Here is a 20,082-nt window from a genome sequence, read left to right on the forward strand (position 1 = left end):
TTCTGCTCAGCATCTTCACGGATGAATATATCGGCGGCAAGGTATTTGTCGCTATAGCTAATATTGTTCTATCGATATGAAAATACAGGAAATGGCAAAGATTGTTTTTTATTTTTATTTTTGTAGCATGAGGGAATAACGGCTGTTAATCCCTCTCAATATGGACAATCTCATGCTTGCAATAAAAACGCCGCACACCTGGTTTCATCACGCAGGTATTCGTCATGATGCAGGGGAATATATTGCGCCGCTGACGCAAAATATTTTAATTATTACCAGCGCGCAGGCCTGGGCGCGGGTGAATCCGGCTCTGGAAAACAGTTTGCGCAGCAGCGGCATCGCATGGCAGACGGAGATCATGACCGGTTACTGTACCGATGAACGCGTGGCGCACTACGTTAAACGGGCGCACAAACTGGGCGTGCAGTATATCGTTGGCGTTGGCGGCGGGCGCGTGCTGGATACCGCCAAAGCGGTGGCGGATGCTCTTGACGGCGGCGCATCGATCACCATTCCGACGGTGGCATCAACCTGCGCGGCCTGGTCGCCGCTGTCGGTGTTTTACACCGAAGAGGGTGGGCAGATACGCAGCCAGCCATTAAAAACATTGCCGCGGCTGGTGCTGGTGGACAGCGAAATTATTGCGCAAAGCGATGTGCGTTATTTAAAAGCGGGCATCGTTGATGCGCTAGCAAAATGGTATGAATTCCGCCCCTATTTACAGCACACGCCGGATAACTTATCGCTGCAATTAAAAGTACAGACCGCGCGGCTGGCGGTGGATATTTATGAAAAACACGGACAGCAGGCGTTGCGGGATAATCAGGCGCACCTTGTTAGCGATGCGCTGATCAGCGTTATTGACGCCAATATTGCGGTTGCCGGAATGGCCAACAGTATTCGTGGTGAAATTCCCACGCCCGGCGTGGCGCACGCGATTCATAACCGTTTGACCTATGAACCGGCACTGCGCGACTGGCTGCACGGCGAACGCGTCGGTTACAGCCTGCTGGTACAGTCGTTTCTGGAGCAGGACAGCGACACGCCGGATGCCACGCTACTGGCGCTGCTGCGCCAGTACGATGCGCCGCTGACGCTGGCGCCGTTAAAGGAGATCCGCCTGGCGGTGATTCAGGCAGTGGCGCGCAGTATCAGTTTCCCGAAGGCGGCGGCCGATCACCTGCCGTTTTCCCTCGATCCGGCGCGTATTGAGCGCGCGCTGCGCCAGACGGAGCAGTTTTTCACTCCGCGCTACGCCGTGTAATTATTCTTCTGTCAGGCACTGCAAATGGCCGTGGCGCACGCCGCGCTGGGCAATCACATCGTCGGCGAAATGCTGCACATCGCCCATTTTGCCTTTCAGCACGGCGATCTCCAGACAGTCGTCGTGACTGATATGCACATGCAACGTGGCGACAGAAAGCTCGTGATGGTGATGCTGCGTGGCGACAAGGCGGCTCGCCAGATCGCGCTTTTCATGCTCGTAAACGTAGGAGAGCACGGCATAGCCCTGCTGCTCGCTGTTCTGTGTCGATTCCTGCGTCAGTGCGCTGCGCAGAATATCGCGCAGCGCCTCCGAGCGGTTGTTGTAGCCGCGCTGTTCGCTCAGGTTATCCAGCGTTTCCAGCAGATCATCGTCAAGGGTAATGGTTACGCGTTGCATAGCGCTCTTCTTTGTCGTGGGGAGGGGAAGGCGGGTAGCACCGCCTGTTGTAATGCCTGGCCTGCGGTGGAGGTAAAGCGCAGCGGCGCGGCAACCTCCACGGTTTCAACAATACTGCCGTTTTCCATCACCATCACCCGCTGGCAAAAACGTTCGACCAGCCGCAGGTCGTGGGTGATAAACAGGCACGCCTGGCCGGTCCGCTGTTGCAGGCGCTTCAGCAGTTTAATCATTCCGGCTTGCAGCACGCCATCAAGGCTGGAGACCGCTTCGTCGAGGATCAATAACCCCGGCTCTACCGCCAGCGCCCGCGCCAGGCAGACGCGCTGAAGCTGGCCGCCGCTAAGCTGCGGCGGGCGTTTATGCTGCAACGCTTCGTCCAGCTCTACAGCTTGCAGTAACTGCGCGATACGCGCCTGCTGCTCCGCTCTGTTAAGCGCCAGTAAATGGCGTAGCGGCTCGCGCAGGATCTCGCGCACCGTCTGACGTGGATTCACCGCGCTGAGCGGATCCTGAAACACCATCTGAATATCGCGGCGAAACGCTTTACGTGTACGGGCATTCAGCCGGGAAAGCGGCGCGCCCTGCCAGAAAATTTCGCCTGCGTGCGGCGCTTCCAGCCCGACCAACAGCCGCGCCAGCGTACTTTTGCCGCAACCGCTGCGTCCGAGCAGCGCCACGGTTTCGCCGCGCTTAAGTTGCAGGGAGAGCTGTTGCAACACTGGCTGTTGCTGGTAGCGATGGGATAACCCCTTAACCTCAAGAATATTCATTGCGTCAGCTCCATGCCGTACAGCGCCAGATGCGCCGCCACTAACTGCCGGGTGATGGGATGCTGCGGCGCGGTAAACAGCGCTGTCACCGGGCCGTGTTCGATAATTCGCCCGTTATCCATCACTGCAACATCATCGGCCAGACGGGCAACCACGCCCATATCGTGCGTCACCAGCAGCATACCGGGCTGGCGCTGTTGTACGATTTCATCAAGCAGATCGAGGATGTGCGCTTGCGCCACGGCGTCGAGATCGGTGGTGGGTTCGTCGGCGATGATAAACGGTGCATCGCTGAGCAGCGCCATGGCGATCATCATACGTTGCAACATGCCGCCGCTCATCTCAAAGGGATAACAACCCAGCACGCGCTGCGGTGCTTCAAGCCCGACGCTGCGCAGCGCGGCAATTAACGTCGCGTCATCGGCAGGTTTGCCAAGCGCATGGCAGGTTTCCCGCGCATGCGCGGCCATCGTACGCAGCGGGTTAAAGGCGCTGCGTGGGTTTTGCATCACCGTGGCGACGGTAACGCCGCGCAAGGCCTGCGGGCTGACGGGCTGTGCATCCAGCCGCAACTGGCCGCTTACCTGCCGCACGCCAGCAGGTAACACGCCGAGCGCTGCCGCGCAGGTCAGTGATTTCCCGCTGCCGCTACCGCCAACCAGTGCCAGCACGCGCCCGCGTTGCAGCGTCAGCGAAACCTCCTGCACCAGCGGCCGTTCGGCATGCAGGGTGAGATTCTCCAGAGAGAGTTGTCCAGGCATCAGTGTGCGTGCTCCGTAACCAGATGAGGATCGAGGTGGTCGCGCAGGGCGTCGCCCAGCAGATTAAACGCCATCACGCTGATAAACAGCGCCAGCCCCGGCCACAGCATTTGCAGAGGCTGCGTCCAGATAAACTGCCGCGCATCGTTGATCATCACGCCCCATTCCGGCGTGGGCGCGGTCACGCCAAGCCCAAGAAATGACATGCCTGCCACGTGCAGCATCATATGTCCGATATCCAGCGTCGCCAGCACCAGTAACGAGGGGATTACCGCGCCCGCAAGATGGTCGCGAAACAGCGGCAAGTAGCCTGCACCGCTTAAGCGCGCCGCCAGTACATACTCCCGGCTGCGCAGGGAGATCGCCAGGCTGCGCACCATGCGCGCGTACCATGCCCAGTGGGAAAGGGCGATGGCGATAATCACATTGGTCAGCCCGGTGCCGAGCACGCCGACCATAAAAAACGACAGGATCGATGTGGGAAAGGTCATGAAAATATCCGCCACGCGCATAATCGCCTGATCGACGCGCCCGCCCAGCAGCCCGGCGCAGCCGCCCGCCACAAGCCCTAACGCCAGCACCAGCAGCAGGCAAATCATCACCGCGCCGAGTGACACGCGGGTGGCGGCCAGCAACCGGGAGAAGATATCGCGCCCGAGGTGGTCAGTGCCGAGCCAGTGCTGGCTGTCGGGCGGCAGCAGGCGCGAAGGCAGATCAACCGCCTGCGGATCGAACGGCACCCACCACTGACAGGTCAGCGCAATCACTAACAGCACGAGCAGGATCAGCATCGCGACACGAACCGACCAGCGCGCGGTAAGAAAAAAATGCATTAGTGCGCTCCTTCATGATGGCGAATGCGGGGATCCAGCGCGGCGCTCAGCAGATCCACCACCAGGTTGCACAGAACAAACACCACCACCATCACCAGCGTAAAGCACTGGATCACCGGGTAGTCGCGGTTAAAAATCGCCGACACTGCATAGCGGCCAATACCGGGCCAGGCGAAGATGTTTTCGATGATCATCGTGCCGCCAATCAGTTCGCCAATATGCATGCCCAGCGCGGTGATCACCGGCAAACCAGCGTTACGCAAGATATGCCCGCGCTCGGTCTGCTTTTCGTTTAAGCCACGCAGCCGCGCCCAGGTGACATGGCGCTGGCCCGCCGCTTCCAGCATGCTGGCGCGCAGCAGACGAGCGTTGATCGAAAGTGACATCAGCGCGATCGACAGCGCAGGCAAAATCAGGTGCTGCCAGCCGCCGTAACCCAGTGCAGGCAGCCATTGCAGGTGCACCGAGAAGAACATCACCAGCAAAAAAGCGAGCCAGAAGTTGGGCATCGACACGCCGAGAAAGGCAATCGCGCGCACGATAAAATCCGGCAGACCGTCGCGATGGCGTGCCGCCCAGATACCGAACGGCACCGAGATGAACAAAATCAGCGCCAGCGCCGCGCCCGCCAGTAGCAATGTGGCGGGCAGAAAGTGCAGCACGTCGTCCAGCACCGGGCGCTGGGTGGCGTAGGAGATGCCGAAGTCAAGGTGCAGCGCGCGCCACAGCCAGTGGAGATATTGCGCGGCCAGCGGTTGGTCGAGACCAAGCTGCGCCCGCGTGGCTGCAATCATCTCCGGCGTTGGCGGCAGGCTGGAAAGGCGCAAATAGTCCATTGCCGGATCACCCGTACCGAGGCGCAGCAGCAGGAAAATCACCACCGATGCGGCGAGGATCATCGGGATCAGGATAAGCAGACGACGAAGTAAATAACGGCTCATTGCGCCGCCTCCGGCGAAATCTGATCGAAGGGGATCTCAGAAGCAATTGGCGCGAACGGAATCACACCCAGTTCTGGTTTTGCCACCACCATCGTTGATACATAGCTGATCGGCAGATAAACCGCGTCGTTGTGCAGACGAGTAAGAATATCGCGGTACAACGCCTGGCGCGCGTGTTCATCGCGGGTGGTCAGCACCTCGCCGATCTCGCGGTCGATGATGGCTTTATCCGCCAGGCCGCGCTGCGCCTGGTAATCAGCATGGGACGGTACACGCATAGAACTCATAAAGGCGTGCGGATCGTACGGTGCGCCCCAGCTCCGGTTGAAAATCATACCGAAACGGCCATCGCGCTGACGGGCGTAAATGCTGCTCTCCTCTTCCCCCACCAGCGCCACCTCGACGCCCACCTGGCGCAGGTTGGCCTGGATTATCTCCGCCATCGATTTGCTCAGCGCGTCGGTGCCGATAAACGCCAGTTCGATATGCAGCGGCTGACCGGCTTTTTCGCGGATGGTTTTCCCGGCGGGCAGTGTCCAGCCAGCGTTTTCCAGCAATGCCCGCGCCCGATCCGGCGAGTAGCTGCGGGGTTGTAGCCCAACATTGGCGTAAGGCACCGTTGGCGCAAATAGCGTATCGGCAACCTGCTGCGTGCCGTAGAGCGCGCCATCAATCAGCGTTTTTTTATCCACCGCGTAGTTCAGCGCTTCACGTACCGCCTGCTCGCTGGTGGGCGTACGCGTGGAGTTAAGTGCCAGCATTACCGTTTCTACCGGTGCGGAAAGCTGCGTACGCCAGGCCGGGTTATGGCTGAAGCGGGCGAAGGTATCCAGCGTCAGCAGCCCTTCGTTGCCGTAAAGCAGGTCGATATCACCGGTTTCGAACGCCACCGCGCGGCTGGTGGCATCGGGAATCACCTTGATAACAACTTTGCCGATGGCCGGTTTTTCACCCCAGTAACGTTCGTTACGCACCATGACGTCGTATTGATTGAGCCGGGATTCCTGCAACACCCACGGCCCGGTGCCGATCGGCGCGATGATGCCGTTCATGGTTTGCTGGTTTTTAAACTGCGACGGGGCGATAAAGCGAAACGGGCGGGGCAGGGAGAGTTCTTGCAGAAATGGATAGTAGGCGCTTTTCAGGGTGATTTGTAACTGGCTGGCGCTCAGGGCTTTGACGTCGGTTATCTGGTTTACCAGCTCCAGCCAGGCATGGCGCTGGCGGTTCGCGAGCACCGCGCGGAAGTTCTCTGCGGCGGCCTGGGCGTTAAACGGCTCACCGTTGGAGAACTGCACGCCGTCGCGCAGGGTAAACACCCAAGTTTTGCCATCCTCCGAGTGCGTCCAGTGGGTGGCCAACCAGGGTTTTACGCTGCCGTCAGCCTGATATTTCACCAGCGGTTCATACACCATGCTCTGGGCGAACATCTGGTTCGGCGTGTAAAGGTGCGGGTTGAGCGGGCCGACATTCACCGGCCAGGCGGTGGTCAATGTGGGTAGCGCCGCCCAGGCGGCAAAAGAGGCGCATAACAGCAGCGCGGCGGCGTGGCGAAAGAAGGACACGTTGAATTCCCTGACGAAAGTCGGTGGCGAGAAGGTATGACGATTTTATTTATTCATCATACTAATGGCCTGTCCTGGATCAAAAGCCATGCGAATCATATGGATTTATCTCCCGGCGCGCGGGGCTATGCCTTAAATAGCCGCAACAGCATCTCAACTTGTTCATCCAGCGGCGCGAGATCTTTTTTTACGATCAGATGCAGCGGCGTGGCGCGTCGCGCGCCGTGGCTGAGCGGCAGTACTTTCAGCACGGCGTTTGTCAGCAAAGGCTGAATGCGCTCTTCTGGCAACCAGCCATAGCCGACCTGATACTGCACCGCTTCTATTGCCGCATCGATGGTGGAAAAGGTCCATGACTCTTGCGCACTCTGGTTTTGCCGGGCATCGCTCTCGGCAATGCGGATTAACGGCCACTCGGCCAGCATCTCTTCGCTCACCTGTTGCGCCGCGCCCAGTGGGTGATCGCGGTGCGCGACGGCGACAAAATCGATATTCATCAGCCATTCGCCGCGCCCGGTGGTGTCCTGGCGGCGAGTCAGCACCATCACATCCGCCTGCGCATACACCGGCAGCTCGTTAGAGGCGTTTTCCAGCACCTCGGTCAAGCGCACCTGGGTTTGCGGATAGCGCTGCTGGAACTGGCGCAGGATGGCGAACAGGCGCGCGCGGGGAAAGATGTTATCCACTACCAGATCCAGCCGGGTGCGCATGCCGTTACGCAGCGTTGCCGCGCGGGTTTCGACCCAGTCGAAGGCTTTGAGCAGCGGTTTCACCTGGTTGAGCAGCAATTCGCCCGCGGGTGTCAGCACCGCGCGACGCCCTTCCTGGACCAGCAAGGCAACGCCCAGCCTCTCCTGCAATAGCGCCAGGTTGTAGCTCACGGATGACTGGCTGCGGTGCGTTTCGTCGGCGGCTTTGGCAAAGCTGCCCAGCTCCACCACTTTTTGCAGCAGCGTCCATTGTTCCAGCGTGGTCTTGTGCATAACTCATCTAAAAATTGAATGAATGTGATGCAAATATAGCGTTATTCATTGGATTTTTACGAGTGTAGGATCACCTTATCGAACAGAGGAGATGAAAAATGAGCACCTTTGATAAACATGATTTGAGCGGTTTTATCGGCAAACATCTGGTTTATACCTACGATAATGGCTGGAATTACGAGATCTACGTGAAAAACGGCGAAACCCTTGATTACCGTATTCATAGCGGCATCGTGGCGAACCGTTGGGTGAAAAACCAGCATGCGTATATTGTTCGCGTGGGGGAAAGTATTTATAAAATTTCCTGGACTGAACCGACCGGCACCGATGTCAGCCTGATTGTGAATCTCGGCGATCGCCTGTTCCACGGCACCATCTTCTTCCCGCGCTGGGTGATCAACAACCCGGAAAAAACCGTCTGCTTCCAGAACGATCACATTCCGCTGATGGAGTCTTACCGCGCGGCGGGCCCGGCTTATCCGACCGAAGTGATCGACGAATTCGCCACCATTACGTTTGTGCGCGATTGCGGTGCGAATAACGATAGCGTGATAGACTGCGCCGCCAGCGAATTACCGGCTAATTTTCCGCAGAATTTGTCCTGATTCCGTATTCAGAAAATATATTTAAACAGTAACGATAGAAATAATTAATTGCATATCAATATTAATTTTTTCCGCTTTTGTTGATGTTCCGTTTAAATAACAAGGAAAACGCCTTTGTATACAACGCAGAGGCGTTAATTGTTTCAGTTTTTTGACAATAATCACAGCTTAATTTTTTATTCCATTAATTTAATGCATTGTAAAATAAATATTTTTTATATTTGTTAAATTTGTCACATCCCAGCTTTCTTAATCTTGTCCTAATATTTCCTTGGTAACATCTACCAACCAACTGTGAATGATGATTAATGCATAAAAATTGCAGTCATTATATTGTGGTTTAACATTCATCCGCCATTTTACTCACTAGCCGCAAAGTGTCTTTGTGGCGGTCTGTTTATGCGTCTTTGACGCCAAGGAAAAATGATGAGTGATTTTTTACCGTTCTCGCGCCCGTCAATGGGAGATGAAGAGTTCGCAGCCATTCAGCAAGTGCTCTCTTCCGGCTGGATCACGACAGGTCCGAAAAACCAGGCGCTGGAAGAGGCTTTTTGCACGCTGACCGGTAATCGCCATGCGATTGCGGTGAGTTCTGCGACAGGCGGAATGCACGTCACGCTGATGGCGCTGGGGATTGGCGCGGGTGATGAAGTGATCACCCCGTCGATGACCTGGGTTTCCACTCTCAACATGATCGTCCTGCTCGGCGCGACGCCGGTGATGATCGATGTCGATCGCGATACGCTGATGGTCACCCCTGAAGCGATTGAAGCGGCGATTACGCCACGAACCAAAGCCATTATTCCTGTCCATTATGCGGGCGCGCCTGCTGATATTGATGCTCTTCGCTCCATTGGCGAGAAGCACGGTATTCCGGTGATTGAAGATGCAGCGCACGCGGCCGGAACTTACTACAAAGGTCAGCATGTAGGTTCGCGCGGTACGGCGATTTTTTCCTTCCACGCCATTAAAAACATGACCTCCGCTGAAGGCGGGTTAGTGGTGACAGACGACGAACAACTGGCCAACCGTATTCGCAGCCTGAAATTCCACGGGCTTGGCGTGGATGCCTACGATCGACAGACCCACGGCCGCGCGCCGCAGGCGGAAGTGATCTCCCCTGGCTTTAAATACAACCTGGCCGATATCAACGCCGCCATTGCGCTGGTGCAGCTTGGCAAGTTGCCAGCGGCCAATGCCCGCCGCCAGGAGATTGCTCAACGCTATTTACTGGAACTGGCTGATACCCCGTTCCAGCCGCTGGCGCTGCCGTCATGGCCGCATCAGCACGCCTGGCATCTGTTTATTATTCGCGTTGATGAACAACGTTGCGGTATTTCCCGCGACGCACTGATGGAAACCCTGAAAGCGCAGGGCATTGGCACTGGCCTGCATTTTCGCGCGGCACATACGCAGAAGTACTACCGCGAACGCTTCCCGATTGTATTACCCAATACGGAGTGGAACAGCGCGCGTATCTGTTCCCTGCCGCTTTTCCCGGATATGACCCATGACGACTCAACCCGCGTCATTGATGCGCTCAAAAACATTGCAGGGCGCTGATATGTTTACCTTACCGCTTGTCGAAAAAGTTTCCGTGGTTATCCCGGTTTACAACGAGCAAGAGAGCCTGCCGGAACTGATTCGCCGCACTACGGCGAGCTGCAATCTGCTGGGCATTGATTACGAAATTCTGCTGGTTGATGACGGCAGCAGCGACGACTCCGCGCAGATGTTAACCGCTGCGGCCCAACAGCCAGGCAGCCGTGTTGTTGCTGTGTTGCTGAACCGCAATTACGGCCAACACTCGGCGATCATGGCCGGTTTCAGCCATGTCACCGGCGATCTGATCATCACGCTGGATGCCGATCTGCAAAACCCGCCGGAAGAGATCCCGCGTCTGGTGGCGAAAGCCAATGAGGGTTATGACGTGGTCGGTACCGTGCGCCAGCACCGCCAGGACAGCCTGTTCCGCAAAATGGCGTCACGCACCATCAACCGCCTGATCCAGCGCACCACCGGTAAAGCAATGGGCGACTACGGCTGCATGCTGCGCGCTTACCGCCGCCATATTGTCGATGCCATGTTGCATTGCCACGAGCGCAGCACCTTTATCCCAATCCTCGCCAACACCTTTGCCCGCCGGGCGGTTGAGATCCCGGTGCAGCACGCCGAACGTGAGTTCGGTGATTCGAAATACAGCTTTATGCGGCTGATCAATCTGATGTACGACCTGGTGACCTGCCTGACCACCACGCCGCTGCGCTTGCTGAGCGTCTTCGGCAGCGTGATTGCCCTGGCGGGCTTCTCGCTGGCGGTACTGCTGGTGGTGCTGCGTCTGGCGTTTGGCCCGCAGTGGGCAGGGGAAGGGGTGTTTATGCTCTTCGCCATCCTGTTCACCTTTATCGGCGCGCAGTTTATCGGCATGGGGCTGCTTGGGGAGTATATCGGCCGTATCTACAACGATGTGCGCGCTCGTCCCCGCTACTTTATTCAACGTGTTGTCCGTCAAGAATCTGATGATTCGCAAGAGGAAAAAAATCAATGAAAGCCGTAGTTTTTGCTTACCACGATATGGGATGTGTTGGTACACAGGCGTTACTGGATGCCGGATTTGAGATTGCGGCGATTTTTACTCACCCTGACAACGCGAACGAAAACCACTTTTTTGGCTCCGTGGCACGCATTGCCGCTGAGCGCGGCATTCCGGTCTACGCACCGGAGGATGTTAACCACCCGCTGTGGGTGGACCGTATTCGCGACCTCAATGCGGATGTGATCTTCTCGTTCTACTACCGCAACTTGCTGTGCGAAAACATCCTCAACACTGCGCGTTTTGGCGCGTTCAACCTGCATGGCTCTCTGCTGCCGGCTTACCGTGGTCGCGCACCGCTGAACTGGGTGCTGGTGAATGGTGAAACGGAAACCGGCGTCACCCTACATCGCATGGTCGCGCGGGCCGATGCGGGCGCGATTATCGCGCAGCAGCGCGTGGCGATTGAAGAAAATGATGAAGCCCTCTCGCTGCACCGTAAGCTCTCCGAGGCGGCAAAAGCGATGCTGAGCAGCGTGCTGCCCGACATCAAAGCGCAGCGCTTTAGCGAAACCGCGCAGGACGAAAGCAAAGCCAGCTATGTTGGTCGCCGCACGCCGGAAGATGGCCGTCTTGACTGGGAAAAACCGGCGCAGACGCTGCAAAACCTGGTGCGTGCTGTTTCCGATCCGTGGCCGGGCGCTTACAGCTTTGCCGGCACCCATAAATTTATCGTCTGGAAATCCCGCGTGCGTACCGATCTCAGCCCGGCCCGCGCAGGCACTGTGCTGTCCGTTGCGCCGCTGGTTGTCGCCTGTGGCGAAGGCGCACTGGAAATTTTGACCGGCCAGGCCGACAACGGCGTTTATATGCAGGGCGCACAACTGGCGCAGTCGCTGGGGCTGGTCGCTGGTGCATTGCTGACCAGCAAACCGGTGGTGGCGGTAAAACGCCGTACCCGCGTGCTGATCCTTGGCGTGAACGGCTTTATCGGCAACCATCTGACCGAGCGTCTGCTGCGTGATGACAATTACGAGATCTACGGCCTGGATATCGGATCGGATGCGATCAGCCGTTTCCTCGGCTGCCCGCGTTTCCACTTCGTCGAAGGCGATATCAGCATTCACTCCGAGTGGATCGAGTACCACATCAAAAAATGCGACGTGGTGCTGCCGCTGGTAGCGATCGCTACGCCAATCGAATACACCCGCAACCCGCTGCGCGTGTTCGAGCTGGATTTCGAAGAGAACCTGAAAATCATCCGTGACTGCGTGAAATACAATAAACGCATCATTTTCCCGTCGACGTCCGAAGTGTACGGCATGTGTACCGACAAGAATTTCGACGAAGATAATTCGAACCTGGTGGTCGGCCCGATCAACAAACAGCGCTGGATTTACTCGGTATCGAAACAACTGCTCGACCGCGTGATCTGGGCATATGGCGACAAGCACGGTCTGAAATTCACCCTGTTCCGTCCGTTTAACTGGATGGGGCCGCGCCTGGATAACCTGAACGCCGCGCGCATCGGTAGCTCCCGCGCTATCACCCAGCTGATCCTCAACCTGGTGGAAGGTTCGCCGATCAAGCTGATCGAAGGCGGTAAACAAAAACGCTGCTTCACCGATATTAGCGACGGTATCGAAGCGCTGTTCCGCATTATCGAAAACAAAGATGGTCGTTGCGATGGCGAGATCATCAACATCGGTAACCCGGATAACGAAGCGAGCATCAAAGAGCTGGCCGAAATGCTGCTGGCGAGCTTTGAGAAACACCCGCTGCGCGATCGTTTCCCGCCGTTCGCCGGTTTCCGCGAAGTGGAAAGCAGCAGCTATTACGGCAAAGGTTACCAGGATGTTGAGCACCGCAAACCGAGCATCCGTAACGCGAAACGCTGCCTGCACTGGGAACCGACCGTGGATATGCGCCAGACCATTGACGAGACGCTGGACTTCTTCCTGCGCACCGTCGAACTGACGGATGAGAAATAAGCATGAAATATGTCGGCTTACGCATTGATGTCGATACCTTTCGCGGCACGCGTGATGGCGTACCGCGCCTGCTGGAGCTGTTAAAAAAGCACCATATTCAGGCGAGCTTTTTCTTTAGCGTCGGGCCGGACAACATGGGGCGCCATATCTGGCGCCTGCTTAAGCCGAAATTTCTGTGGAAGATGCTGCGCTCGCGCGCGGCATCGCTCTACGGCTGGGATATCCTGCTGGCCGGAACGGCCTGGCCGGGACGGTTAATCGGCGAAGGGAATGCGGAAATTATTCGCCAGACCGCGCAGGGCCATGAAGTCGGGCTGCACGCCTGGGATCACCACGGCTGGCAGCGCTGGAGCGGCGTATGGGATCAAAAGCGTTTAGAGGCGGAGATCGAACGCGGCCTGCTGGCGCTGGAAGTGATTATCGGTCGTTCGGTGACCTGTTCAGCCGTTGCGGGCTGGCGCGCCGATCAGCGGGTGGTGAAAGCAAAGTCTGCGTTCGACTTCCGCTATAACAGCGATTGTCGCGGTACGCAGCCGTTTCGCCCGCAGCTGACGGACAACACCTGTGCGGTTCCGCAGATCCCGGTGACGTTGCCGACATGGGATGAAGTGGTTGGCACCACGGTAAGCGCCACAGAATACAATCGCTATATTCTCGACTGTATCCATCGTGATAACGGGACACCGGTTTATACCATTCATGCTGAAGTAGAAGGGATCATCGGCGCGGATGGATTTGATGAATTACTGACAATGGCGGCCCGCGAGCAAATCGTCTTTTGCCCGTTGAGCCAGCTATTGCCGGATGATGTAGCCACGTTGCCGGTCGGCAAAGTCGTGCGTGGAGAAGTGGCCGGCCGGGAAGGCTGGCTGGGTTGCCAACAACTGTTGAGTTCAGGGTCATGAAATCCCGTTATTTTACGCTGGTGCTGTTCGCGCTATTTGCCCTCTACTATCTCATTCCCATTGAATATCGTTTGCTCTGGCAGCCTGATGAAACCCGCTATGCGGAAATCAGCCGGGAGATGCTACACAGCGGCGACTGGGTGGTGCCGCATTTCCTCGGCCTGCGCTATTTCGAAAAACCGATAGCCGGTTACTGGATCAACAATATTGGCCAGTGGCTGTTTGGTCACAATAACTTCGCGGTGCGTTTCGGTGCCATCTTCTCGATTGCGCTGTCGGGGCTGCTGGTTGGCGGGCTGGCATGGAAGATGTGGCGCGACAAACGGATTGCAGTGCTCTCCGGCGTCATATTCCTGACGGCGTTTTTGGTTTACGGCATCGGCACTTATGCGGTGCTCGACCCGATGATCACGCTATGGATGACACTGGCGATGTTCAGCTTCTGGCTTGCGTCGCAGGCCACCACGCTGCGCGGTAAGTTTGGCGGCTATGTGCTGCTGGGCGTTGCCTGCGGCATGGGGGTGATGACCAAAGGGTTCCTCGCGCTGGCGGTGCCGGTGATCGGTGTGCTGCCGTGGGTGATTGTGCAGAAACGCTGGAAAGAGGTGCTGCTCTGGGGCTGGCTGGCGGTGATCTGCTGCGTCGTGACTGTGCTGCCCTGGGGGCTGGCGATTGCTGCCCGCGAGCCGGATTTCTGGCGCTACTTCTTCTGGGTGGAGCATATTCAGCGTTTTGCCCAGCAGGACGCGCAGCACAAAGCACCGTTCTGGTATTACATTCCGTTTCTGGTTGCCGGTTCGCTGCCGTGGCTCGCGCTGTTACCTGGCGCGCTGAAAACGGGCTGGCTGGCGCGTAAAGAGGGGCTGCGCGAAGCTTTCTATCTGCTGGGTTGGGTGGTGATGCCGCTGATTTTCTTCAGCATCGCGAAGGGGAAATTGCCGACCTATATTCTGCCGTGTTTCGGACCACTGGCGATCCTGATGGCGCGCTATGCAGTGGCGGTAGCCAAAGAGCATGGCCGGGCGCTGCGCATTAACGCCTGGATCAACATTGCTTTTGGTTTGATCGGTACGGTTGCCGCGCTGGTGGTGTCGCCGTGGGGCTTTTTAAAGCATCCGGTATGGATGCCGATCGAAGTGTATAAAGCGGCGCTGGCAGCATTTGCCTTTTTCTGCTGGTTGCTGGTCGGGCTGTTTACGTTGCGCGCCAGCCACGAGCGCTGGTCGTACGCCGCGCTGTGTCCGCTGGGGGTTGCACTGCTGGTGGGTATTGTTATCCCGGACAAAGTGATGGATTCCAAACAGCCGCAATTTTTAATTAACTTCGTCAATGACTCGCTGACCCCCAGCCGCTATGTGCTGGCCGATAACGTCGGGGTTGCCGCCGGTCTGGCGTGGGAGCTGAAGCGCAAAGATATTATTCTCTTTGGTACGGAGGGTGAGCTTACCTACGGGATGGCGTATCCTGACGGGCAGGGCCGCTTTGTCAGTGAGGATGGTTTTACCGACTGGCTGGCACAACACCGTCAGCAAGGCGTGATATCGCTGGTATTGCACCAGTCTAAACCGGATGATTTCACCCGCTTGCCGATCCCGAAACCTGATAACGTCTATGTGCAGGGGCGTATGGTCTTTATTCAGTACTATCCACAATGACAAGCTGGATCTGGCTCCTCCTCGCCAGCCTGTTGAGCTGCGTAGGGCAACTGTGCCAGAAACAGGCGACACGCCCCGCGCCGCCGGGGCATCGCGGCAGGCATCTCGGCCTGTGGCTGGGGCTGGCGCTGGCATCGCTGGGCGCCGGTATGGCGCTGTGGCTGCTGGTGCTCCAGCGTATTCCGGTCGGCGTGGCGTATCCGATGCTGAGCCTCAATTTTGTCTGGGTTACGCTGGCCGCGCGCTTTATCTGGCATGAGCGAGTTACCGCGCGTCATGCGGTGGGTGTTGCGCTGATCATTGCCGGTATTGTGCTGCTGGGGAGTACGCGATGAGGGGCATGGTATGGGCGCTGGCAAGCGTGCTGCTGGTCAGCGTCGCGCAGTTATTGCTGCGTTACGCGATGGTTTCACTGCCGCCGGTGAGTCTCTCGTGGGAGTTTGTATCGGTGCTGCTTCAGCCGCAGAAAGGGACGCTGGCGCTGATTGCCGGGCTGTTCGGCTACCTGGCGTCGATGGGGTGCTGGTATTTTGCGCTGCACCGTTTGCCGCTGAGCAAAGCTTATGCCCTGCTCAGCGTGAGTTACATTTTGGTGTGGGTCGCCGCTATCTGGTTGCCCGGCTGGCATGAACCCTTCTCTCTGCGCGGCGGGCTTGGCGTGCTGCTGATTGTCGCCGGTGTGCTGGTTATTTTTCTGCCTGGGCGGTCTCGAGCTGGTCGGCAGAGATCGTAAAAGGTGTGGTTGTGCAGACGGCAAGGCTCAGTGCCGGGCCTTGATAATGGCTCAGATGCAGATTCAGGGGGTTACAGCTATCAACGCTCACCATCTCCCAGGCGCTGCCGCCGCGTTGTTTGATGATGGCTTCCTTTCGTGTCCAGATGCGCCAGAAAGCATCCAGTTGTTGTTCCGGATGCTCCTGTTCGATTTCACGGTGTTCCGCCTGGCTAAAAACGGCATTCGCCAGACTACGCCAGTTGCTGCGGGGGCGAATCACTTCAATATCGCAGCCGACTTCCCCTTCATCGCTGACCAGCAGGGCAATGTGATCGCCGCTGTGGCTCAGGCTAAACCAGAAGGGAAAATCGCCGGGAAACCCCGGCTTCCCCTGTTCACCATAGACTATCTCCGGCAGCGGGGAGATCGCGCGGCTCAGCAACATTCGCCCGGCAAGCCAACGATTGTGCCGAGCGCCTGTTGGTGCTTGCAATTGTAACGCGGGCGGGATCGAACCTGCGCACAGTTCAGAGATCGAACCCAGTACAACACGATACATTGTTACGCCCAGCGTTTGATGATGATTGACGTGTTTATCCCGCCAAACGCAAAGTTATTGCTTTGCAGGAATTCGCAATCAATATGCCTTGCTTCGCCACGGATATAATCCAGTTCGCCGCAATTTTCATCTGGCGTATTCAGGTTTAGCGTCGGCGCAAACCAGCCTTCACGCATCATTTGCAGGCTCATCCAGGCTTCCAGGGCACCGCAGGCGCCCAGCGTATGGCCGAAGTAACTTTTTAATGAGGAGATTGGCACTGTGTTACCGAAGATCGCAGCGGTGGCCTGGCTTTCAGCGATATCGCCCCGATCGGTAGCCGTACCGTGTGCGGAAATATAGCCAATATCCTGCGCGCTAAGTCCGGCGATTTTGAGTGCCTGTTGCATGCAGGTTTGCATGGTTTCCCGCTGGGGTTGCGTGATGTGTGCGGCATCGCAGTTGGTGGCAAAGCCGACGATTTCACCATAGATGGTGGCACCGCGCGCCTTTGCATGTTCCAGCTCCTCCAGAATCAGGGTGCCTGCACCTTCACCAATCACCAGGCCATCACGGCGGGTATCGAAAGGCGACGGCGTGGTTTTCGGCTCATCATTGCGCTGGCTGGTGGCAAATAGCGTATCAAACACGGCGGCTTCCGACGGACATAGCTCTTCCGCACCGCCTGCGACCATTACATCCTGATAACCGTGGCGAATGGCTTCCCAGGCGTAACCTATTGCCTGGCTGCCTGAAGTGCAGGCGCTGGAAGTGGGAATAACCCGACCGCGCAAGCCGAAGAATAGCCCGGTGTTAACGGCGGTGGTGTGCGGCATCATTTGCACATAGGTGGTGCCCGTAATGTTGTTGGTGTGCTTTTCCGTCAGCATAGTCGCAAACTCACTCACCGGGCCGGTACTGCCGGTCGATGAGCCATAAGCAATACCGGTACTGCCATTGGTCAGCACCGGGTCGTCGATTAACCCGGCCTGCTCCAGTGCCAGTTCGCTGGCGCGCGTGGAAAGCAGGGATACACGGCCCATCGCACGGATGCGTTTGCGGGTGTAATGCTCCGGCAGCGCGAAGTCGTCAATCGGTGCGCCCAGCAGGGTATGCAGCCCATCGTAAATCTGCCATTCCGGCATTTTCCGTACGGCATTCTCGTAGGCCAGTAAGCGCTTCGCGACATCCTGCCAGTTCTGACCAAAGGCGGTGACGCCGCCCATACCGGTAATGACTACGCGACGCGTCATAGCATCCCCCCATTAATGGAAATCACCTGACGGGTGACATAACCCGCAATGTCGGACATTAAATAACTGGCCAGTCCGGCGACTTCTTGCGTCTGGCCCATACGCTTCATGGGAATCATGCTCATCGCTTCTTTCAGCGCCGCCTCTTCCATGTCGATCATCCCGGTATCAATCAGGCCCGGCGCAATACAGTTGACAGTGATTTTGCGTTTCGCCAGTTCAATCGCCAGCGCCTTGGTTGCGCCAATGATCCCTGCTTTTGCCGCACTGTAGTTGACCTGGCCACGGTTGCCCATCACGCCAGAGACCGACGAAAGCGTAATAATACGTCCGCCATTGCGGGCGCCAATCATCGGCATGATGCAGGGTTGAATCACATTGTAAAAACTGTCGAGATTGGTATGGATGACCGCATCCCAGTCCTCTTCGCTCAGCGCCGGAAAGGCTGCATCGCGTGCAATTCCGGCATTGCTGACCACTCCGTACCACGCGCCGTAGCGGGCGATTTCGCTCTCCAGTACGTCGCGGCACTGCTCGCGGTTGCCCACATCGAAGCTGAGCAGTCGCGCGCTTCCTCCAGCCTGTTCAATCGCGTGCAGCGTTTGCTGCGCACCTTGTTCATCGCGATGATAATGCACGCCAATCGTAAAGCCATCAGCGGCAAGTTGTTGGGCGATGGCGCGACCGATGCCTTTGCTGGCACCGGTGACCAATACTGAACGATTCATGCCGTTTTCCCTTGAGTAAAAAGTGACGTTAACTCTTCCTTTGTTGGCTGGAAGGTATTGACCCGGCCCGAAGCCAGTGTGGCGGCCTGTGTCTGAATGGTGCAGTCGAAGCTGCCGAAACGTTCATCCTGCATCAGCAATTTAACGTGGATATCCAGCACGGTATTCGCGGGAAATGAGCCCGCCACGCAGGTTAATTCTCTCGCTCCCAGCACCATACCGAGAGCAATGTTGTCAGCACCGCGTTGCTGGCGATGCCAACCCGACCAGACGCCAATAGTTTGCGCCATCAATTCCAGCGCATACCAGCCAGGCAAGTTGCCTGCGGCATCAATAAACGGCGCAAGAACACCATTCTTATCGACGGCCACGCGGCAGTGGGCGCTATCAGCTTCGACGGCGATAACCTCAGCCAGCAGGATCATTGGTGCGTCGTGAGGTAAATAGGCACCCGGGGTAAGGTAATGGCTCATGGCACTCTCCCTAGCAAAATGCTGGCATTGTTTCCGCCGAAGGCGAAGGAGTTAGATAAAATCACCGGGCGCGAAAGTGGCTGTGGTTGGCTCAGCAGGCCGCACTCCGGTAAGGTTGTATCCCGCGGAGATTGGCTGAAATTCTGGGGCGGCAACGGAAGATCGCGCAGCAGAATCAGTGCGCTTAGCGCCGCTTCGGTGATACCGGCCGCGCCAAGGGTATGGCCGGTCAGATGTTTGGTGGAACTGCACGGTGTACGGTCGCCAAACAGCGTATGTACGACATGCGATTCAATTTGATCATTAAGGATCGTGGCGGTGCCATGCAGATTGATATAGCCCACATCGTCTGGCGTCAGGTTGGCCTGGGCGAGCGCCATATTTATTGCGCGGATCGCGCCTTCTCCTTGCGGATGTGGCGCAGAAATATGCCAGGCGTCACTGGACTCCCCGCAGCCAAGCAGCGCCAGCGCCTGCGGCTCACGGGTTAATACCATCAGCGCGGCGGCTTCACCAATGGTGATGCCGCAACGGTCACGGCCAAACGGCTGGCATAAGGTCGGGGAGAAGGATTCAAGACTGTTAAAGCCATTGACCGGCATCCGGCTGAGCGTATCCGCGCCGCCAACGATGGCAACATCAGCAAGCCCCGCATTAATCAGGCGCTGACCATTAATGATTGCTCTGGCGCTGGATGAACAGGCGGTGGAAACGGTAAATGCCGGGCCATTGAGCACCAACCAGCGGCTTAAAAAGCGCGAAGGATCGCCAAGCTCCTGCTGCGGGTAGCGCCATGCCAGACTCTCTTCGCCGTTATGCAGATAACGAACGTGTCTATCTCCTTCATCGAGACCCGATGTGCTGGTGCCCAATACGACGGCGACGCGATCGCGACCATAACGGGAAATCGCCTCATCCACTGTCGGTTGGATCTGCTCCAGCGCGGCCAGTAAAAGCTGGTTGTTACGGCTGCGATGTGCTTGCCACGCCTCAGGAATCGACGGAAGTGCGGCATCCACACCGCCGAGCATCACTTCTTCATCGCCCTGTAACCAGCCTTTACGGGGGATCATCCCCGGCGCAACGCCGCGGCTCATATTGGCAGCAATGTCATCAAACGTGTGGCCCAGCGCATTAATCATGCCGATGGCGGAAATGTAGATCATC

The 20,082-nt window shown here is 57.3% G+C and carries 21 protein-coding genes; 9 read left to right on the top strand and 12 right to left on the bottom strand.

The genetic code is table 11. From position 1 onward, the window contains the following. Positions 1-172 precede the first annotated feature (172 nt). On the top strand, positions 173-1,264 hold the full coding sequence (locus AWR26_RS01260; protein WP_064563065.1) for an iron-containing alcohol dehydrogenase family protein: 1,092 nt from the start codon (positions 173-175) through the stop codon (positions 1,262-1,264). On the opposite strand, the gene nikR is transcribed toward AWR26_RS01260, so the two are convergent. The 7 genes from nikR to AWR26_RS01295 form a co-directional block, all read right to left on the bottom strand. Continuing rightward, the gene (nikR, locus tag AWR26_RS01265) at positions 1,265-1,663 is read right to left on the bottom strand and encodes a nickel-responsive transcriptional regulator NikR (RefSeq protein ID WP_007369644.1); all 399 of its coding nucleotides are present in this window, start codon (positions 1,661-1,663) and stop codon (positions 1,265-1,267) included. Further along, on the bottom strand, positions 1,651-2,436 hold the full coding sequence (nikE, locus tag AWR26_RS01270) for a nickel import ATP-binding protein NikE (protein ID WP_064563067.1): 786 nt from the start codon (positions 2,434-2,436) through the stop codon (positions 1,651-1,653). Before nikE ends, nikR begins: the two co-directional genes overlap by 13 nt. Beyond that, positions 2,433-3,197: a nickel import ATP-binding protein NikD gene (gene nikD / locus AWR26_RS01275; protein WP_064563069.1), complete on the bottom strand. Its 765-nt coding sequence runs from the start codon at positions 3,195-3,197 to the stop codon at positions 2,433-2,435. Before nikD ends, nikE begins: the two co-directional genes overlap by 4 nt. Then, on the bottom strand, positions 3,197-4,030 hold the full coding sequence (nikC, locus tag AWR26_RS01280) for a nickel ABC transporter permease subunit NikC (RefSeq protein ID WP_064563071.1): 834 nt from the start codon (positions 4,028-4,030) through the stop codon (positions 3,197-3,199). Before nikC ends, nikD begins: the two co-directional genes overlap by 1 nt. Next, positions 4,030-4,971, bottom strand: coding sequence for a nickel ABC transporter permease subunit NikB (gene nikB / locus AWR26_RS01285; RefSeq protein WP_064563073.1), 942 nt, complete (start codon positions 4,969-4,971; stop codon positions 4,030-4,032). The genes nikC and nikB overlap by 1 nt, the downstream gene beginning before the upstream one ends. After that, positions 4,968-6,536: a nickel ABC transporter substrate-binding protein gene (gene nikA, locus AWR26_RS01290; protein ID WP_064563075.1), complete on the bottom strand. Its 1,569-nt coding sequence runs from the start codon at positions 6,534-6,536 to the stop codon at positions 4,968-4,970. Before nikA ends, nikB begins: the two co-directional genes overlap by 4 nt. A gap of 125 nt (positions 6,537-6,661) precedes the next feature. Continuing rightward, positions 6,662-7,519, bottom strand: coding sequence for a LysR family transcriptional regulator (locus AWR26_RS01295; protein WP_064563077.1), 858 nt, complete (start codon positions 7,517-7,519; stop codon positions 6,662-6,664). Positions 7,520-7,617: 98 nt separating this feature from the next. On the opposite strand from AWR26_RS01295, the gene AWR26_RS01300 reads away from it, so the two are divergent. From AWR26_RS01300 to arnF, 8 genes are all read left to right on the top strand, one after another. Beyond that, on the top strand, positions 7,618-8,124 hold the full coding sequence (locus AWR26_RS01300) for a phenolic acid decarboxylase (protein ID WP_007369652.1): 507 nt from the start codon (positions 7,618-7,620) through the stop codon (positions 8,122-8,124). Positions 8,125-8,550: 426 nt separating this feature from the next. After that, on the top strand, positions 8,551-9,687 hold the full coding sequence (gene arnB, locus AWR26_RS01305) for a UDP-4-amino-4-deoxy-L-arabinose aminotransferase (protein WP_064563079.1): 1,137 nt from the start codon (positions 8,551-8,553) through the stop codon (positions 9,685-9,687). 1 nt (position 9,688) lies between these two features. Beyond that, entirely contained in the window at positions 9,689-10,672 is a 984-nt protein-coding gene (gene arnC / locus AWR26_RS01310; RefSeq protein ID WP_064563081.1) for an undecaprenyl-phosphate 4-deoxy-4-formamido-L-arabinose transferase, read from the top strand. After that, positions 10,669-12,648: a bifunctional UDP-4-amino-4-deoxy-L-arabinose formyltransferase/UDP-glucuronic acid oxidase ArnA gene (gene arnA, locus AWR26_RS01315; RefSeq protein WP_064563083.1), complete on the top strand. Its 1,980-nt coding sequence runs from the start codon at positions 10,669-10,671 to the stop codon at positions 12,646-12,648. Before arnC ends, arnA begins: the two co-directional genes overlap by 4 nt. 2 nt (positions 12,649-12,650) lie before the next feature. Beyond that, positions 12,651-13,553 carry a 4-deoxy-4-formamido-L-arabinose-phosphoundecaprenol deformylase gene (gene arnD / locus AWR26_RS01320; protein WP_064563085.1) on the top strand — a complete coding sequence of 301 codons (903 nt, stop codon included), beginning with the start codon at positions 12,651-12,653 and terminating at the stop codon, positions 13,551-13,553. Beyond that, positions 13,550-15,208, top strand: coding sequence for a lipid IV(A) 4-amino-4-deoxy-L-arabinosyltransferase (gene arnT / locus AWR26_RS01325; RefSeq protein ID WP_064563087.1), 1,659 nt, complete (start codon positions 13,550-13,552; stop codon positions 15,206-15,208). The genes arnD and arnT overlap by 4 nt, the downstream gene beginning before the upstream one ends. Further along, positions 15,205-15,543 (top strand): 4-amino-4-deoxy-L-arabinose-phosphoundecaprenol flippase subunit ArnE, encoded by a 339-nt coding sequence (gene arnE / locus AWR26_RS01330; protein ID WP_007369659.1) that lies wholly within the window; start codon positions 15,205-15,207, stop codon positions 15,541-15,543. The genes arnT and arnE overlap by 4 nt, the downstream gene beginning before the upstream one ends. Then, a complete protein-coding gene (gene arnF / locus AWR26_RS01335) occupies positions 15,540-15,941 on the top strand; it encodes a 4-amino-4-deoxy-L-arabinose-phosphoundecaprenol flippase subunit ArnF (RefSeq protein ID WP_064563089.1) in 402 nt (133 codons plus the stop codon). Before arnE ends, arnF begins: the two co-directional genes overlap by 4 nt. On the opposite strand, the gene acpT is transcribed toward arnF, so the two are convergent. From acpT to AWR26_RS01360, 5 genes are read right to left on the bottom strand one after another with little or no spacing between them, the layout of a single operon-like run. After that, the gene (gene acpT / locus AWR26_RS01340) at positions 15,895-16,482 is read right to left on the bottom strand and encodes a 4'-phosphopantetheinyl transferase AcpT (protein ID WP_064563091.1); all 588 of its coding nucleotides are present in this window, start codon (positions 16,480-16,482) and stop codon (positions 15,895-15,897) included. The two genes, arnF and acpT, sit on opposite strands and share 47 nt — an antisense overlap. 2 nt (positions 16,483-16,484) lie before the next feature. Beyond that, positions 16,485-17,714 (bottom strand): beta-ketoacyl-ACP synthase, encoded by a 1,230-nt coding sequence (locus tag AWR26_RS01345; protein ID WP_064563093.1) that lies wholly within the window; start codon positions 17,712-17,714, stop codon positions 16,485-16,487. Beyond that, positions 17,711-18,442, bottom strand: a complete 732-nt coding sequence (locus AWR26_RS01350) for a 3-ketoacyl-ACP reductase FabG2 (RefSeq protein ID WP_007369663.1) — start codon at positions 18,440-18,442, stop codon at positions 17,711-17,713. The genes AWR26_RS01345 and AWR26_RS01350 overlap by 4 nt, the downstream gene beginning before the upstream one ends. Next, positions 18,439-18,915: an ApeP family dehydratase gene (locus tag AWR26_RS01355; protein ID WP_064563095.1), complete on the bottom strand. Its 477-nt coding sequence runs from the start codon at positions 18,913-18,915 to the stop codon at positions 18,439-18,441. Before AWR26_RS01355 ends, AWR26_RS01350 begins: the two co-directional genes overlap by 4 nt. Beyond that, positions 18,912-20,081, bottom strand: a complete 1,170-nt coding sequence (locus tag AWR26_RS01360) for a beta-ketoacyl-[acyl-carrier-protein] synthase family protein (protein ID WP_064563097.1) — start codon at positions 20,079-20,081, stop codon at positions 18,912-18,914. The genes AWR26_RS01355 and AWR26_RS01360 overlap by 4 nt, the downstream gene beginning before the upstream one ends. Position 20,082: the final 1 nt, after the last annotated feature.

This window comes from Kosakonia oryzae (genome assembly GCF_001658025.2).
GTDB lineage: Bacteria > Pseudomonadota > Gammaproteobacteria > Enterobacterales > Enterobacteriaceae > Kosakonia > Kosakonia oryzae.